This window comes from Allohahella marinimesophila, from assembly GCF_039538005.1.
In the GTDB taxonomy this organism is placed as follows: Bacteria; Pseudomonadota; Gammaproteobacteria; order Pseudomonadales; family Oleiphilaceae; genus Allohahella; species Allohahella marinimesophila.
Genome location: NZ_BAABBO010000021.1, coordinates 55135 through 71606 on the forward strand (window position 1 = coordinate 55135; position 16472 = coordinate 71606).

18 protein-coding genes are annotated in these 16472 nt (G+C 51.4%); 11 read left to right on the forward strand and 7 right to left on the reverse strand.

Annotated elements, in window-relative coordinates:
• Window positions 1-380 precede the first annotated feature (380 nt).
• Window positions 381-983 (forward strand): class I SAM-dependent methyltransferase, encoded by a 603-nt coding sequence (locus ABD735_RS18680; RefSeq protein WP_344809329.1) that lies wholly within the window; start codon window positions 381-383, stop codon window positions 981-983.
• 480 nt (window positions 984-1463) lie between these two features.
• On the opposite strand, the gene ABD735_RS18685 is transcribed toward ABD735_RS18680, so the two are convergent.
• Window positions 1464-1646, reverse strand: a complete 183-nt coding sequence (locus ABD735_RS18685) for a hypothetical protein (protein WP_344809331.1) — start codon at window positions 1644-1646, stop codon at window positions 1464-1466.
• 36 nt (window positions 1647-1682) lie between these two features.
• On the opposite strand from ABD735_RS18685, the gene ABD735_RS18690 reads away from it, so the two are divergent.
• A complete protein-coding gene (locus ABD735_RS18690; protein WP_344809333.1) occupies window positions 1683-2045 on the forward strand; it encodes a DEAD/DEAH box helicase family protein in 363 nt (120 codons plus the stop codon).
• Here ABD735_RS18690 and ABD735_RS18695 read toward each other — a convergent pair.
• Window positions 2042-2317 carry a hypothetical protein gene (locus ABD735_RS18695; RefSeq protein ID WP_344809335.1) on the reverse strand — a complete coding sequence of 92 codons (276 nt, stop codon included), beginning with the start codon at window positions 2315-2317 and terminating at the stop codon, window positions 2042-2044. The two genes, ABD735_RS18690 and ABD735_RS18695, sit on opposite strands and share 4 nt — an antisense overlap.
• A gap of 285 nt (window positions 2318-2602) precedes the next feature.
• Here ABD735_RS18695 and ABD735_RS18700 point away from each other — a divergent pair, with 285 nt between their 5' ends.
• The 4 genes from ABD735_RS18700 to ABD735_RS18715 all read left to right on the forward strand — a co-directional run bounded on the left by ABD735_RS18700 (window position 2603) and on the right by ABD735_RS18715 (window position 6618).
• Window positions 2603-3241 (forward strand): PEP-CTERM sorting domain-containing protein, encoded by a 639-nt coding sequence (locus ABD735_RS18700; protein ID WP_344809337.1) that lies wholly within the window; start codon window positions 2603-2605, stop codon window positions 3239-3241.
• Window positions 3242-3689: 448 nt separating this feature from the next.
• Complete coding sequence (locus ABD735_RS18705; protein WP_344809339.1) at window positions 3690-4361, forward strand: hypothetical protein; 672 nt, start codon at window positions 3690-3692, stop codon at window positions 4359-4361.
• A 174-nt stretch (window positions 4362-4535) separates the two neighbouring features.
• Window positions 4536-5276 (forward strand): hypothetical protein, encoded by a 741-nt coding sequence (locus ABD735_RS18710; protein WP_344809341.1) that lies wholly within the window; start codon window positions 4536-4538, stop codon window positions 5274-5276.
• Between the two features lie 379 nt (window positions 5277-5655).
• Window positions 5656-6618, forward strand: coding sequence for a 5'-nucleotidase (locus tag ABD735_RS18715; RefSeq protein ID WP_344809343.1), 963 nt, complete (start codon window positions 5656-5658; stop codon window positions 6616-6618).
• A 75-nt stretch (window positions 6619-6693) separates the two neighbouring features.
• Here the strand turns inward: ABD735_RS18715 and ABD735_RS18720 are convergent, their stop codons facing one another.
• The 5 genes from ABD735_RS18720 to ABD735_RS18740 all read right to left on the reverse strand — a co-directional run bounded on the left by ABD735_RS18720 (window position 6694) and on the right by ABD735_RS18740 (window position 10775).
• The gene (locus tag ABD735_RS18720) at window positions 6694-7227 is read right to left on the reverse strand and encodes a PIN domain-containing protein (protein ID WP_344809345.1); all 534 of its coding nucleotides are present in this window, start codon (window positions 7225-7227) and stop codon (window positions 6694-6696) included.
• On the reverse strand, window positions 7212-7550 hold the full coding sequence (locus tag ABD735_RS18725) for a hypothetical protein (RefSeq protein ID WP_344809347.1): 339 nt from the start codon (window positions 7548-7550) through the stop codon (window positions 7212-7214). Before ABD735_RS18725 ends, ABD735_RS18720 begins: the two co-directional genes overlap by 16 nt.
• An 8-nt stretch (window positions 7551-7558) precedes the next feature.
• On the reverse strand, window positions 7559-8344 hold the full coding sequence (locus ABD735_RS18730; RefSeq protein ID WP_344809349.1) for a metallophosphoesterase family protein: 786 nt from the start codon (window positions 8342-8344) through the stop codon (window positions 7559-7561).
• On the reverse strand, window positions 8341-9876 hold the full coding sequence (locus ABD735_RS18735; RefSeq protein WP_344809351.1) for a sigma-54 interaction domain-containing protein: 1536 nt from the start codon (window positions 9874-9876) through the stop codon (window positions 8341-8343). The genes ABD735_RS18730 and ABD735_RS18735 overlap by 4 nt, the downstream gene beginning before the upstream one ends.
• Before the next feature lie 101 nt (window positions 9877-9977).
• On the reverse strand, window positions 9978-10775 hold the full coding sequence (locus ABD735_RS18740; protein ID WP_344809353.1) for a ribonuclease H1 domain-containing protein: 798 nt from the start codon (window positions 10773-10775) through the stop codon (window positions 9978-9980).
• A gap of 537 nt (window positions 10776-11312) precedes the next feature.
• On the opposite strand from ABD735_RS18740, the gene ABD735_RS18745 reads away from it, so the two are divergent.
• From ABD735_RS18745 to ABD735_RS18765, 5 genes are all read left to right on the forward strand, one after another.
• Entirely contained in the window at window positions 11313-12482 is a 1170-nt protein-coding gene (locus tag ABD735_RS18745; RefSeq protein WP_344809355.1) for a Cdc6/Cdc18 family protein, read from the forward strand.
• Window positions 12483-12765: 283 nt separating this feature from the next.
• Complete coding sequence (locus ABD735_RS18750) at window positions 12766-14364, forward strand: hypothetical protein (protein WP_344809357.1); 1599 nt, start codon at window positions 12766-12768, stop codon at window positions 14362-14364.
• A 154-nt stretch (window positions 14365-14518) separates the two neighbouring features.
• Window positions 14519-15268 (forward strand): metallophosphoesterase, encoded by a 750-nt coding sequence (locus tag ABD735_RS18755; protein ID WP_344809359.1) that lies wholly within the window; start codon window positions 14519-14521, stop codon window positions 15266-15268.
• 5 nt (window positions 15269-15273) lie between these two features.
• Window positions 15274-15705 (forward strand): NIF family HAD-type phosphatase, encoded by a 432-nt coding sequence (locus ABD735_RS18760; RefSeq protein WP_344809361.1) that lies wholly within the window; start codon window positions 15274-15276, stop codon window positions 15703-15705.
• Window positions 15706-15824: 119 nt separating this feature from the next.
• A complete protein-coding gene (locus tag ABD735_RS18765; protein WP_344809363.1) occupies window positions 15825-16469 on the forward strand; it encodes a 3'-5' exonuclease in 645 nt (214 codons plus the stop codon).
• Window positions 16470-16472 lie beyond the last annotated feature (3 nt).

Consider the following 16472-nt stretch of genomic DNA (forward strand, 5'->3'; position numbering starts at 1 on the left):
AGATCACTTACTCTGGTGGGCGATGCAAGCTGCTACTTGCGAACTACTAGCGGTTCCTAGCAAAAACTCCATCGCCCGCGACCAACGAGACTCGCGTAGCTCAGCTGATGGAGAGAGCGAACCGAGATGCGGAACGTCAATGTCCTGCGTGGGATGCCGCGTTACTTATTCGTGATACCAGGAAAGATCTCAAGGCGGGGCGCAAATTCTGAGGTTGCTCTGACTTTCCGAAGTATCGGGTCATCCAGGAAATCGGCTGAAAGAGACGCCTCTGTGGCTGCTCCAGCGTTCCAAGGACTCGTATCACTTAGGACCTTGGGAAGCTAGAAAAGTGCCACCTGATCGGCGATACTCCTGGCTCACGTGCAGCAGAGTCTCTCATGCCAGATCCGTATAACCAGAAAGCGCAGCAATACTCCGAACAGTATCAACAGCTCAGCTTTGTCTCGGCGCATGCTGCCTGGACGCATCTATTGCCTTCGAGCACTAAGGATAGTCGAGCAATCGACATCGGTGCCGGCAGCGGCCGAGATGCCGCAGGCTTGGCGGCTCTCGGCTGGCACGTACTCGCCATTGAACCCTCAGATGGGCTGAGACGCCTTGGAGAGACTGCAACAGCCAACTTGAATGTCGACTGGCTCAGCGACAAACTCCCGCATTTACCAGTGCTGCACGAATTACACGGTGGCAACTCAGCCAGCCTAATCCTCGTCTCCGCAGTCTGGATGCACCTTACACCAGACGAGCAGACCACTGCTTTACCAGTTTTGACTCAACTCATCGAGCCCAGCGGCCTCCTGGTCATCACCCTACGCCACGGCCCCAGCCCTGACGAACGCGTCTTCTACGAAACCAACAGCGCAGCTCTCCAAGCCCACGGCGAAAGACTCGGCCTCGAAACCGTCCTCCTCACCTCAGACGATGACAAGCTGCAGCGCAATGCCGTATCTTGGGAGACGATCGTTTTTCGCAAGAAGGGGTAGCGTGAGCCGCTAGTTGAGAAGTTCGGGCTGAGTCGGCGCAGCTTGTGAAGAGCGAGCCAAAGCCGGACGAGTACACTGGCAGCTCATCACGGGCCGCCGACAGATCACATTCTCTCCTGGCTTTGCGACGCCATCAATCGCGCCGTTAGAGTCGACATGGCTGTGGCATTTATTCAGCGCGCTGGTCTGGAACTCCTTCGGGACGATCTTCGAAGCGCCCTCACCCGCGACAATGTCAAAGTCCGCATTCTCACCAGAGACTAGTTCGGGATCACCGACCCTCAGGCGCTTCGCGAACTGATGCTTCTGCAGCAATCCGGTGCTGAGGTCAAGGTCTACGAGTGCGCCCTGATACGAGCTTTCACCTGAAGACCTACCTCTTCCTTTATCAGCTCGGGCAAGGCGGCAGCAATGCTGGCTTAACTGATGGATTGCTCGGCGAGGTCTTTGTTGGCTCCAGCGATATCAGCCGGCAAGCGCTCAAAGATGGGCTGGAGTGGAACTCGTATCTGCTATCCCGGGGATGATGGCTTGCTGGCGACTCAGCATCAGTTCAATCAGCTCTTCGCGCATCCTCGTGCCGTATCCCTCACGCATCGCTGGATTGATGAGTATGAACAGCGTAGGCGACCACCCGCCACGTCTGTCGCGCCAGGTAGTCATGAGGTATTGCAGCCGCCAACGCCGACATCGGTATAAGTGGAGGCATTGGCGGCGCTCGATGAGTCACGCCTCCATGGCTATCGTCGAGGTCTGGTCGTATTGGCAACGGGTTTGGGTAAGACCTGGCTGGCGGCCTTCGATGTGAAAGCCTCTCCGACCAAACGCGTGCTGTTCGTCGCGCACCGAGAAGATATCCTGTATCAGGCGGCGACCTTTGTGCGCATTGGTGAAGGCCTGCGGGTTGGCTTCTATAAGGGACAGCAACGGGATGTTGACGTCGATGTGCTGTGTGCGTCCATACAAACCATTGGTCGCTCGGCGCACCTCGAACAGTTCGCGACGACGCACTTCGACTACATCGTGGTGGATGAGTTTCACCATGCGGCCGCACCGAGCTAGCACCAACCCAGCACCGTCTGCTGAATCACTTCACACCGCGCTTCCTGCTGGGGCTGACGGCGATACCCGACTGGACGGATCAGTCCGACATCCTGTCGCTGTGTGATGACAACCTGGTCTTCGAGTGCAATCTGTTTCGCGGCATTCACGAGAACTTGCTCGCGCCGTTTTGCTACCACGACATTTATGACGAGAGCATCGACTACACAGAGTTCCCCTGGCGCTCTTGCAAGTTCGACCCCCGTAAACCCTCCGAAAAAAGCCGTAGTCAAAACTAGAATTTCCCGTGGGATAAGCGAAAGGAGATTCTGCATGAATAAACCCGTTTTCCCGAAAGCCACTTCTGTCAATCCTTAAGCAGGTCAACACAAGGCCGCTGTCTGTCGGGATTTCGGAGCGCGCAGACACCAAGATATGTTGCCAGCACATCAAGTTTTCTTTGTTTTCCTTGTGGCATATTTAATAGAATTTCTTATAGATCGTTGTTTTAACGCTTTTTTAAGAAGTTGGCTCAATTTCTGCTTTTGGCATCATGAACCAAAAAAGGAGAAATACGAATGCCCCTCAAACGTCTAACGTCTTGTGTACTCTTTTCAACGGCCTTCTTGTCTGCAGGCCTTTCCCAAGCCTCATTGATTGGATCTACAGTTCAGCTCGAAGCTGCCATACAGTCATACTCTTCACCTCTAATCGAACGGTATGCGCTGAGCCTCAACCCTACAGTCAGTGCAAGTCAGATTGAGTTCACGAGCACCAGTGTGGGTGACTTCGAAACGCCGAAGGCCAACCTGAACCCACCAAACATGGTTGTGGATATCGGTGCAGACTTCGTCCACTTCGACTTCAGCAATGCTATTGCTGACACTTTTAGCAGTGGTAAGTTTGTCGGATTTATCTTCACATTCGGCAGTCCGGAGCTGATCAAACTGAATGGAGCAAAACTGGTGGCGGCAGAACGCCTTCGTTTGCGGCAATCGGACATCTCAATTTTCGAGAACCAACTTCTGGTGAATTTCAACGACCTGCCTTTCAGCAATCAGTCCCGCGCGAGACTGCAATTAAGCTCTGAGGTGCTCACGCCCCCAACCCTGCCGACCGAAGTTCCTGCGCCGGCATCGCTCCCTCTTCTGCTAATTGGCGCTCTGAGCATGATTGCCTTACGAAGAAGGCGAGCCGTTACAGCTGCAACGGCTTAATCACCTACGCTGCTGCCAGCATTTGGCTGGCAGCAACATATCGGAGCCACATATGAAGTTGAAAATAAGCGCAGTACTCGGTTTCGTTTTCCTCCCTGGCTTCGCCCAGTCAGATGGCGGTAGCAGTGATTGTGACACCAGCGACGTTAGTGCTCTCTGGCTTTCGACAATGGCAGTTGCAGCAGAGGATGCGGTGCGCTTGCACAGGAGCTATTGCGATCCCGAGGCCGCCAGCTCGCTAAACCCAAAATCAATCAACTCTTTCAATGTGACAGCTCAAGGCGTAGCGCTCGCGGCAGCCGCTGAATCTGAAAGCCAGCAAACGAGCGACAGCTCGAAGAAACTAACCCAATGTCTGCATCAGATGCAGACTCCGCGATAACGACGTCGTCCACCATCCGCTGCCACCAATTCCTTTTTCACGTTTGGAAATTATAGGAAGACACGCATGATCAAGAGAGCCGCAGATGAACTGGACGGAATGTTAATCGCGCTCATCGTCGTAGCCACCGTACTGTTTTTTGCTGTAGCAGCTATGTTCATGACAGACCCCGAAGTCAAACTCATCCAGGAACTTCGGCTGCTCAACGCTCCCGGGGCTCATGTGGAGTGGGCATATGTCGAAAGCTACAACAAGAGACTTGTAGAGGTTCTAATTATCGATATGGACAGCGCTGCTTTCGAAAGCTTTCCCCCCTTTTCGCGCTACTATCCGGCTGCGCTACTGACATACCCGACGGCAGGCATCAACTTGGAGGACTTCAACCAGGCCGTTCGCTATGACATCAATACAGCATTGAGTGGCAGTAACCATACGTCTGGTTACCTTGCAAGAGGAGAAATAGCGGAGGCGTTATTAGCAGAGCGCCAGGAGAAAGGAAGCGGAACCCTTCTGAACAATCGTCTGATGGTAATCGTTTTGCCGTGGCTGACGTATCTGCTTCTCGTTTGTCTTGCGGTTTACTTTGCACGCAAGCTGGTGCTAAACCCGCACTCATCAGCGAAGCTCTTCCTGTGTTACCTGCCGATATACTATGCGCTCATCACGCTACTTCAGAGCATGATTACCGCTCCACAAGAGTCACTGCAGCCTTTACTGGACTCATGGCTCAACCATTGAAGCATAGCCTTATAGCATTCGTTAGTCTGCCGCCATACAGCACGGTGCATGATCTACGTCTTACTGCCGAGGTGCCCAATCAGACTGGTAGCAATCCATGTTTAACCGACCAAACTTGCTTGGTCGCGAAGGACAATATGCAAATGCGAAACAACGAGATGGAGGTGTTACAAGGTGAACGATTTTTCTCCTAGACCTAAGCTGGCAGCTGAGTTTGCTAATCTGATCCTGCATCAAAATTGTTCGCGATCAGGGGCTTTAATAATCACTGCGCCGCGCAGAACCGGATTGACTACTTTCCTACTGCGGGACCTGAAGCCGATCCTTCTCAACGAGTCATTGGCAGCCTACGTGGACATTGGTGGGGGCGAAGCAGATATACTCGCGCCTCTGTTTCACTCTGAACACGACCGAAGGTCGGGCGCTCAGTTAGTAACCACGATCCTGCCTGAGCTCGGCTCGAGCAGCCAGCCGAGAGTAGTCATCATAGACGCGTGGGGTCCAACCTTCAGCGACCACAACGGTGCAGCCCTTGTGCGGGAGATTGAGTCCGCCCGACACCGTTTTGGGTACGATCTGCGGCTAGTCATTGCGGGAAGCGATCCTGAGCAGTTCAAGCCTCTGGACACTGGCAGCGAAGCGATCTTTAGCGATCTGCAGAATATAAAAATGCCTCCTCTAGGAATCGAGTTTCTAAAGGACGTCGCAGCACGAATTGCCGCCTCTCCCGCGAATGTTTCTGTCGATCTCTATGCATTGGCGGCCGCCTTTGAACTTGTCGAATATCGTCCGCAGCTTCTATACAGATGTATTGAGACTGCGCTGAACTCACTGACGGGGCAAGAGGAGTTGTTCGACGCGCAACTCCTTGCCGAGGCTCGCGCTTGTCGAGAGAGCAGGATCAACTCCCACTGAAATTAGGTGGTAGTGTCAAATGAGCTGAGTCCCGAGCAGTTCGGTGCTCCGGTAACAGCGCGCAGTGCCCCGGCGAGTGAAAGCGAGATAATAGAATTAGGCGCTATCGTGCTCCACTCCCGGCAGCTGCAAACTATCGAAGAGTTTCAAACCTTGGTTAAAGAGCGCTGAAGCCAGACAAGACATTTTCAGCATAGCGAACTATCTTCAGTAGTAGACCTCAGCACAGCGCCAGCCTGATCGAGAACGCTTGCGGGATCACTGCCTACTCCCAAGTCCTACACGTACTGGGTAAGATTCGGTGAAAACCGCAGCAAAAGGCTGTTCAATCTGCGGGGATACACCCTGCTTCGCCTTAAACCCAACCGGAAGTGATTCAGTGGCCTATCCGATCGAACAGAAGCTGGTTATAGCAATTGCCTCAAGTGCCCTCTTCAACTTAGCGGAGTCGGACGGCGTATTTCAGAAAGAAGGACCAATCGGCTATCGGGAATACCAGGAAGAACACCTGGATGAGCCGCTCGATAAAGGCGTCGCTTTCCCATTTGTCCGACGTTTTCTTGAAATAAATAAGCGGTTCCCCGACAAGCGACCGGTTGAAGTGATCCTCATCTCCCGCAACTCCGCTATTACCGGAAAGCGCGTATTTCGCTCAATTGCCCATCATGGTTTGGATATTTCGCGCGCAGCTTTTCTCGAAGGCAAATCTCCGTATCCATATATTCCAGCATTCAACGCCTCTCTGTTTCTCTCATCTAACGAGAAAGATGTAACTACTGCGATAGGCTACGGATATCCGGCAGGCACAGTTTTGCCAAGTCGGGTCGTGGATGACGACACTGACACGGAGCTGCGTATTGCTTTTGACTTTGATGGCGTCATTGCTGACGACGCTGCAGAGAAGGTGTTCCAGCAGGGCGAGTTGGCAGCCTTCCATGAACACGAAACCTCCAGGCTTGATATCCCGCACAGCCCGGGGCCACTTGCAGACTTGTTCAGGAAGTTGTCGCTCCTGCAGCGATTGGAAGATGAGGCTAGAAGGATTGATGCGTCCTATCAACCGATCCTGAGAACTGCCATCGTCACCGCTCGCAATGCCCCTTCTCATGAGCGGGTTATCAAAACTCTTGAACACTGGGGCGTTGAAGCCAACGAAATGTTCTTTCTGGGCGGGATGAAAAAGGAGCGGATCCTGACGGTACTTAAACCACATATTTTCTTTGATGACCAGACGACTCATCTGGAGTCAGAGGCCGGCAATATACCAATGGTTCATATTCCTTTCGGGGTTGCCAATCTCAAGGCTGACGATGCTTCGACCACCTCTACTCCCAAAGTATGAGTTTTTGAATGTATAGGGCAGTCGTGGAGGCGAATCTCGTCGAGGCCTCTCGAAGGTCTCTGAAAATTTTTGCCTTTAGTTTGTTATTGATGGGTGGGTCATTTCGCGAATTACAGCATCTGCACACGGTATCACGCTTACACGTTCAAGCCCCCTCAAAAAACCGACAGTAGTTAGAAGATGAAGATTTGGTAGTTTGTGAGAGAACCACATGAAAGGCGTGTCCGAGTCCTCCCAAAGAACGACCACAGGCTCTTTGGATGATATATATTTACCCAGACCGTCCTCAGCCGACATGAAGTCCGCGATAGCAATTTCACAAGCATTTCTTAGAGGTCTCTCCCCCTTCCTTGTGCGCTCTTTCTCGGCCCGCCCGATACGGGTTGGTTCAATCACAAAAGGAGGCTGATTGCTTTGTATGAAATTTTTTATCGCTTTGTCTTTTGGCCAATTATCTGGATCACGGGTCAACTCAGCGTAGATCGCATCGATGACAACTATTCTCATGTCCAGCTTCAGCAGCAATGAAAGCTGATCAGCAACCCAGAGGCTTATTAATGGACCCGCATCAGGGATGATTACCGTACACCTTTTCACCGCATCAGCCAAAGTTGCTCAAAAATTTCAACCTGTTGATCCAGATTGTCAGATGGTCGTTTCGGAAGAGGCAAATCTGACTCCCCCATGAGTACAAGGAGTTGGGCGTAATCTCTCAATCCGAGCGCTTCAATAGCCTTTTCTTTCGACAGCTTTCCAAGGGAGAAGAAAAGCAAGGCGTCCTGCTCTGCTTCAACAATGTTAACTAAATGTTCGCGAATTAACGCCGTAATTGTCGTCCCCTGCTTTTCGGCATATTTCTGGGCGCGAAGTAGCAGACCATTTGGTAGCTTTAGAGTTGTTTCAACAATCATCTTGGAATCTAACGATGTCATATTCGGGCTCACTTGCAGGTGGCGGGGGTAATAACTACGACCCTGGCATCAACATTAATCGCCTGCCCCGCCCCTAGGCTGATGAGAAACGGCCACTCCCAATGTGCGTGACCGAAAACGGTAAGTCCTCTGTACCTGTCTTCAAGCGCCTTCCGAACTAGTGCTTCACCGCGACGCCCCGTGCTCGGATCATCTGGACCCTGATGCAATAAAAGGATATCAGGCCGCTTGGCGATAACCGCTTCGACGCAGCATAAAAAGTCACCTTCCGACTTCCGCTGCAGTCGCTTGGGGTCTCCGATAATCCCGCTGACACCCCCGATGGTGAACGATCCAATCTTACGAACGGCAGAGTCCAGAAGGGTCCCATTTTTCGGCAGGCGCTGGGACTTCTCAAGAATGTCGTGGTTGCCGAGCACACCAGCAACCGTCGGAAAGGATCGACAAAAAGATTCCCATACGGGCAACACCTCACCACTACCACCACGTTTGTGGCAGTCTTCATAGTCAAACATGTCGCCCGCAAGCAACACTTGCTCAACAGCCGGTATTTGCCGGCTCCGAACCATTCGAATCAGTTCGTCGGCAACAACTTCCCCTAGCAGTCTGTTTCTCGGACCGAGCTCCCTGCCCTGAAGGTCCGATACGCAGACAATTGCGCTACAGGTATCTGGAAGCGTAGCCGAATTCGCCATATGGAAAGGTAGCAAACATCGGACAGCTTTACCCTTCGGACCTGACGTTCGGTAAGCCAACTGATGGAATGGCTCCGCGTTTACATGACTAATTATCATTTGGGGTCTAGTCCTGCCTTCACCATTCGATTGTTAAGTGTCGTTGAACTTCCCAGGCCAAGCAGCCGTGCTGCCTTGGCTTTATTGCCTCCCGTTTTCTCCAACGCTGCTTCGAAATACTGAATCGACACTTCGTTGAGGATCGAATCGAGTTCAACGGGCTTCTCAAGATCAAGGGGGTGCGTATGGCCAAATTGAGCACCGGGCATTTCCAGGATTGAATCACGCATCGTTTCTTCATCTATTTCCGGAGATGCTGTCCAGAGGGATGCGCGTCGTAGGGCGCCCTGAAGCTCCCGAATGTTGCCCGGCCAGGCGTGGTGATAAATAACATTCTCTGCACCCGGCGAAAGCTTGCGGTATTCATTGCTTTCTTCGAGCTCTCCATTAATTTTCTCTAGCTCAAAGTTAGCAATCAGCTTCATGTCGCCCCCTCGTTCTCGGAGTGGCGGCAGCTTCAGTATCCCTACTGCCACTCGGTGAAAGAGATCAGCACGAAAGCGCCCCGCCACGACTTCTGCGGTCAGGTCTCGATTCGTTGCGGCGATCACCCGAACGTTAGTATGTTGTGACTCCGCCGAACCAACCCGATTAAACTCCCCATTCTGCAAAACCCGCAGCAGTTGTACCTGCGCCTTCAGCGGTAGCTCGCCAAATTCATCAAGGAATATGGTGCTTCCACTGGCTTCTTCAAAAAATCCTATCTTCTGCGCAATCGCACCCGTAAAAGCACCTTTCTCATGACCAAATAATTCACTCTCGATCAAGCTTTCTGAAATCGCGCCACAATTCACCGTCACAAGCTTATTTCCCGCCCTCTTGCTTGCATTGTGGATAGCCTTCGCAAAGAGCTCTTTTCCCGTTCCTGTCTCGCCAAGAATCAGGGTTGCACAATCGGAACGGGCAAGCTTGCGCGACTTGTCCATTATCCTCATCATCTCGGGGTTCTTCGTACGAATGTCTCCGAAGGCAGCGTCCAAGGGAGCATCTTGTGCAAGGAGATTTACTGCTGATCTCGCCCGAGAGGGCTTATATTCTGCGGATATATCGAAGGGTATATCGACTATCTCGAACTTTTTAAAATAGGTCTGAATGAATGTTGCCCGAAACTTTGTTTTGCCCACCAGCATGGAGACTGCGGCCATCTGGGGTGTGCCCGGCGAGAGATGCATGTAGAGATCAAGATGGGTTTTTTCCGACTCAAACTGCTTCATGGCGTGGGTGAGGGCGCGATAGATCTCCGAGTGATCAGCTGGAAATGCTAGCCCGGTATCTATGAATTTCAACTTCAGGTCTTTTCGCCCAGGAAAATCGGCAAGCCAGTCCTCGAGAAAAGTTTGGTAAGCTGGCTGCCTTTTATACAGTTCGACATCGAAAAGGATGTATACCTCATGAAACCTGATATTTCGGATAGCCTCTGCAATTGGGCCGCAACCTTTTATTTCCCGCGCCTCCGGATCCTGCGCCTCTGCGATGTTGCAATCGGCACGCCCCAACCAGGTCACTAGCACCTTCTTCTTTCGAACACTCAATATTTTTTCCCCTAGTGGTCTGTCGATGGTCTAAAGCGCAACGATAAAGACGAGCTGGATTTACCCGTGTATTCTTTCTAGCACCTTGCGCTCGCGAGTGGTCATCCGGCCAGCCGGCGATTAGAAATATCTTTCATTTCTGCGCATGCTGCCTTCACTTCTTTTTTGGCCACAGACAACTCGTGACTACCCCACCATCGCACCAACTCTCGCTGTTGAAAATCAACGGCAGTCCGAGCCATCAGGTCTGCAAATTTTACGCCTGGTTGCCCGGAGTTTTTAGGTGCCCTTCTCACCTCCACATATGGCGACAATCTACTGAATAAGTAGTAGCAAGAAGCAGCGAGATCGCGACTGGAGTTTTCGGCACAGGTATTGCCGAGATAAGTCGCATTGAGCTGTCGAGGTATCTGCTTCAGAGCATAGTCGAAGGCATAGCTTGCCTCTGCAACAATCATTACTTTTTTTGAGCGGGCAATCACCTTCTCAGCAAGTTTCAAGGCCTCCCGAAACGCGAGCAACTCTGAACGCGGGGCGGTACTGTTGTCCTGATACCTGCCAAACCAAACTTCTTCAGGGACACCGTACTCATAAAGCGTCAGCGCAATTCCTGCCGCCCCTGGGTTAGGCCTGCAGGAAAAATCGAAGCTAATGATCGTGTCGAAGTCCTGATAGTTCAGATTTGCTTCTTCCATCGCAGCAGCCTTAAGCGCTTTTTTCTCTTCTATCTCCTCGGGAGTCAAAGATCTGGATTCCGGCCCGTCAGTCGTCTGGTAAGCCAGCTGGGCTTCGTCAAAGCTATCAAAAGCTTTTACTTTTTTGCCCCTGGCCAATCTTGCCTCGTCCCAGGATGGGTACAAACCTGGGAAATCTCCGCCCCATACCGCATAAGTTCGCATTTCTTTTCTCCATCTCAAGCTAGTCGATTCACATCCGAAAATCTGCGGGAACTTAGTTTTCCAACGCCCATACCGACAGGAAAAGCATGAATCGCGCCAAGAAACAGTCATAGTAAGAAGCGAAGCAAGAAAGAAGCAGAAAAAATTCTGCTATTCAAGAACTTGAAGGTAAATTATCGCAGACGAACCAACAGCTAAATTTGGAGGCAAACCTGGAACCCGCCTCCAGAATCAAAAAATATTGAGCAGCCCAAATTTTTCTTGATGCCAAAATCAAGCTTCGCAAATGGGCCGGTTGCTACCACTCCCCTACAAACTCACCCATTAGCAGCGCATTCCGCGAAGCTCATACACCCATAAGAAACTTCCGTTTTATCAAGAAAACTTGCCGCTTCACGCCAAAATTGACACTCGGTGCCCCGTAAGTGCTTGTAGACAAAGCCCCTTCTCGAGTTGGCACGACTTTAGCTTACGATAGAGGGCCCGCTGAATGGCTCAAGAAAAAGATCGATTCCCCACTTGTAACAGGCGAAAATAATGGAAGACCGTGGTCATAAAGAAGCAGTTCATGCCTCCATGCTGGAGAACTTTCACTACGCTCGCCCAGCTTTAGCTAACAAGTACCTTGACGACTTCGTCAGATACTTCTGCAAACGTCTAGCGATTTATTCGGCGCCTGGTACTGGTAAGACGCAATTCCTTATAAACGATTTTTTGCCCGCAGCAGCCAAGCGCGGCGTGACCACTATTTATGTGAACCTATGCAGCCCCAACACCAGCCCGTGGAAACTCATCAGCGATGCCATAATTAGACATGCTGCAACGAACATAAGAGCGGCGATAAAAGCGCCCACATCACCGGATAGAGAGAGCGAAATCGACGAACTCCGTACAGCATTCCAACTACTCGATGTTGCGTCGCGAGGCGGCCACGGGGATGGCGAAGACAAGATCGTGATCCTAGTGCTAGATGGCATTCACGCTTTGGCACCATATGCAGCAAGCAGCCTAATCTACTCTCTGAAGAGTCGCCTGGAGCGACGTTCGCGCTGGCTCATCACTCTCATGACAAGCAGTGATGCTTTGGCAACCAGAATACTGACCGTGCCGTATCGGGCTGCATTTTATAATCAAATCATTTTCGACGAATTCCCATTGCTCGACACGAACTATGTTCGTGAACTACTGGCGTACGCCCAAAAGAAAGGAGAATACGCTGTAGATCCCGAGTCTGCATTTAGGTCTTTTGAGGCCGTCAGAGCCAGCCCTCTGGCTTTCGAAGCCATACTGGCAGAGGCTCTAGCGGCTGGAGAGCGTTCCACCGCTAACGCCTGTAAAAACTATTTCCTCCAGAAAACCGGCAACACAGTTGCTGCAGAGATGCTTTCCAGTATGGACAGCATCAGTCAGTTAATCTGCCTGACAGTGAGCGCTGTCCCTAACCTAAATATTCGCAGTGACCGAACACTGCAGATGATTTCCTCCGCGCTAGGCAGAGAATTTAACGGCGTTGGTGAAATTGAAGTTAGCAACCGCATATGCTCACTGGTGCGAGCTGGCATCTTCATTGTGAAGGGGAAGGATTCTCTGACAATCGCAGACGCCGATTTGAAAGAAGCTTTTTCTCGCCTGATGTCGACAGACGCGGCCCTCTCTGCAGCGATAAAAACCGTAATACCCATTTCATTTGGTGTAAATATCGAGTAGGACGCGGCAAGTGGACACATTCAAAATCTGAGGGGTTTTCTCTGCTACACGTCGCCTCGGGCAGCATAAAGATTTCTAGGCCAACCTCAGCTTTTCTTTCGATCATCCAAGGCACATTGCTGAGCGAGAGATCTGGAAAATCTTCCGAACGCAACTTCTCACCAAAAATTCAGCAACTTACAAACGAACTTCTGGTCCAATAATTAATTCTAGTGTAGTGGCACGGAGGTTGCTCGGTCTTCGTTTCACGCATCCTTCGCCATACATCCGCCTGGAGATGAAAGTGCCGCCATTCAGACTCAAATGGATTTACATTTTGGTGTTCGGCTATTTGGGTCTGGAACTCCTCTTCGTGACAGCGTTTATCAATACCTACGCGATGTCATCCAGCGTAGAGAGTCTGGAGCTTATGGAGAATACTGGCCGTTTCATTACCGGGCTGGGGTGCGGCATAGCCTACCTCGTCGCTAAGGCGCGGGCTCGTATCCTCGAAAGAGATGAGCCGCTAGCAGGATACGTGATCGGAATCTCTTTTGTCGTGGGGCTGATAGGGTTCTTCAGCGTGGAACGAATTCTGAACCTGCTAGAGTCGATGGCGACGCCTGAGCAGGTAGCCTGTGCAGCACTCGGCAATATGGCCAAAGCCACCCTCGTAAGCGCTGATCCTATAGCGATGCCGCTGCTTTCGGACACCGACGTTTTGGTCGATCCCGAAGTATACAAGATCGCCGTGGCATTGACCCCACTGGCAGTCTGTATGAATGACACACTCAGGACAGAGCTGACTTACGCCAAGGCTCTTAAGCGTTATCTGCAGATAACAATACTTGGCTCCGACGAACTGAAAAGGGCCCAGGAGTCTTACGAAGCTCTAGGTGCCAGCAGTCGGAGCCTATACATGCGCTTCGTTCGGGCTGCGGGTAGCCATAAACGGGAGAGAACTGAGCAAAAGTTTCTTCATGCGCTCCTCAGCTCAAACAACAGGCACTACTACCCAACCTTTCGCCTCTTGTTCTCCGAGATTTCGATAGACCAGGCCAGAGGCATGACAGAGGCCGAGTTCTTTCCAAAACTTGTACGCACATTTCTGGCGATTAATTACCCGGAGCTTCCGCTGCCTGATGTGAGGCACGGAGAATCATCTGCCAGCGTAGTGAAAAAAATTGGGCGACTGCAAATTTCAGAGACAATCCGCAAGTTCGATGTGCAGAGCCACCCGGAGCTTCAGGAACAGGTTCGGCGTCAATGGCTTCATCACTATCGCCTCATGATTATCCCCGCCTTTATTCTGACCTGCTCAGCGACACTTGGATTTTTGACGTTAGCAGCAGTCGTTAGACTTTGGCTGTTAAACATGAGCCTCCGTCGCGGGCTGCGTGCTATTAGCTACGGAGCCACATTAGTTCTTCCTGTTGTAAGGCCGGCGCTGATGTTTGCCTTAGTTTTAGCCGGCGCCACGTTGATGACGAACTCAGTAATTGAAAAAGCCCTGTTCGGAGATGAAGAGAATGGCGACCATGCAGGCAGTCGCTGGATCCAATACCTGATAGCGCCGGGAATTAAGCTCCAAATCGCGCTCTTTCCAGAAGTAGTCCGGGCTTTCGACCGCCTGGGTTGGAGCCCCCGTTTCCCGATTACACAGGATCAGAAAATCCAGACTGACATGATCCGGCTCGCAAGGCAGTCCGCATCGAAGCAGAGATATCTTACACCAGTGGCTGGCTCCGTCGTATGGGCCGCCACCGTGCTTTCCTATCAAACGAGGCCTCCACAGGAAGTATCCCAGGCGCTTGATAAAGCCGAAGCGCTGTACGCGAGTAGCGAACAGATTGATTTCAGGGAGAAGGCGCTTGTGCTCGAGGACTGGAGAAAGCGCTATTGAATTTCGACCAAATATCTTTTCGACCGCTTTATGGCAATATCCTGTGGATCGACACTGGCCTCTATGCCACAGAAGTATTTACGATCGTAGAGGCAGCTAAAGTGATGGACAGCTTGCACAACAATATATCCACCCCATAAGCCGACTGATGCCTATGAAGATTCAACTCTATAGCGACCTGCATATCGAATTTGCAGAATTTGAGGCCACGACAACTGATGCTGATGTCTTGGTCCTAGCGGGCGATATTGAAATCGGCGCCAAGGGCCTTGAGTGGCTAAAACGCCTTGGGAGCAGTAAGCCGGTGATTTATGTCCTAGGGAACCACGAGTACTACGGCAAGACCTATCCTAAACTTGTGCCCAGCCTCAAGGCGCTCATTTCCGAACCAAATATACACGTGCTTGAAAATGAAAGTGTCATGGTAGACGGGGTGACCTTTCATGGCTGCACACTCTGGACGGACTATGAGCTGTTTGGCGACCCAAGGTCGGCAGGCTTTGAATGCCAACAGGTCATGACTGACTTCAGGAAGATCAGGCGACTGCCGAACTACTCCCGGATTCGAGCCATGGATATCGCTGCGATACATCGGGAGTCGCTCACCTGGCTGGGCAACAGTCTAGCTGCCTCTCAAACGCCGAGAAATGTGGTGGTAACTCACCATGCGCCAAGTATCAGATCGATCGCAGAGGAATTGAGAGAGGATATTGTGTCTGCCGCTTATGCCTCGAATCTCGAGGATTTCATTGAGCAGCATGCACCGGATGTTTGGCTCCACGGGCATCTTCACAACAGCTCCGACTATCACATCGGGGAATGCAGGGTCATGTGCAACCCTCGCGGATATAAAGGCGAGTTCAATCCGCGGTTCGACCTAAGTAAGCTCATCGACGTTGAGTAGCCGCAGTGGATAACCTGATTTGCCTGGACCTTGAGGGGACGTTAATCAGCAATGCAGTAAGCCAGATACCACGACCTGGCTTGCACAAGTTTCTGGATCAATTGTCCATGATAGGAGAGATCGTGCTTTTCACGAGTGTTTCACCCCAGCGCACTCAGGTCATAAAAGAACTCCTCGTAAAAGAGGGCTGTGCACCGGGGTGGTTTCTGAATGTACCGAGTGTTCATCCTAAGGCGACGACGAAGTTCAAAAGAAATGTGCCCAACTTTTTAAACTACCAAAGAGTGCTGCTTGTTGATGATCAAGCAGCCGTAATAGCTGAAACTGAAACCGACTGGTGGGTGGCTGCCTCAGAATATCTGCCGCCATACCCCCCAGATGATCGCGAACTTGAAGCTGTACTTCACCGAATTCGCGAGCGTGTTAGAAGGAGCTGAAGCTATCCGACCGAAAGCAAGAAGCCGGTTAGCGTTGCCCTTCTATCCGAGTGCATTGCAATCAACGTTTATCGGCCAGAGCAATTTTTTGAACCCACCATATTTGGAGCAGAACTAACGTGAAGAATTCCGATCAGAACTACGAAGAACAGCAAATCCAACCGTCAGAATTTAGAGATCTGTCGTTCACGCATTTGATGATCGTCGACCTTGAGGCAACTTGTTGCGAAGAAGGTACGATACCTAGACACGCTAACGAAATAATCGAGATCGGTGCCGTCATGCTCGATGCCGAGTCACTCGAAATTATCGATCAATATGAAGCATTCGTGCGTCCTGTCAGATACCCGGTCCTGACACAATTTTGTACGGAGCTAACCAGTATTACCCAGCCTCAGGTGGATTCAGCGCCTGAATACAAAGAGGCTGTAAAGCCGTTTCAGAAATGGATGAACGGCTATAGTGATATCCTGTTCTGTTCTTGGGGTGACTATGACCGTAACCAGTTTATCCGCGACAGCGTTGCCACCAATCTACCTTATCCGATTGAAGCGCCGCATCTGAACATTAAAAAACTCTTCTCGTTTTCCCAGCAGCGCGAACGCTGGGTCGGTATGTCGATAGCACTAGAGCTTTGCGGACTGGAGCTCGAAGGCACACACCATAGAGGAATTGATGACGCCCGCAATATGGCGAGGATGATGCCTTACATACTGGGCAGGAAAAAGATTCCGCATGCGGGTGCGGATACCCGGACGCTTTGACAC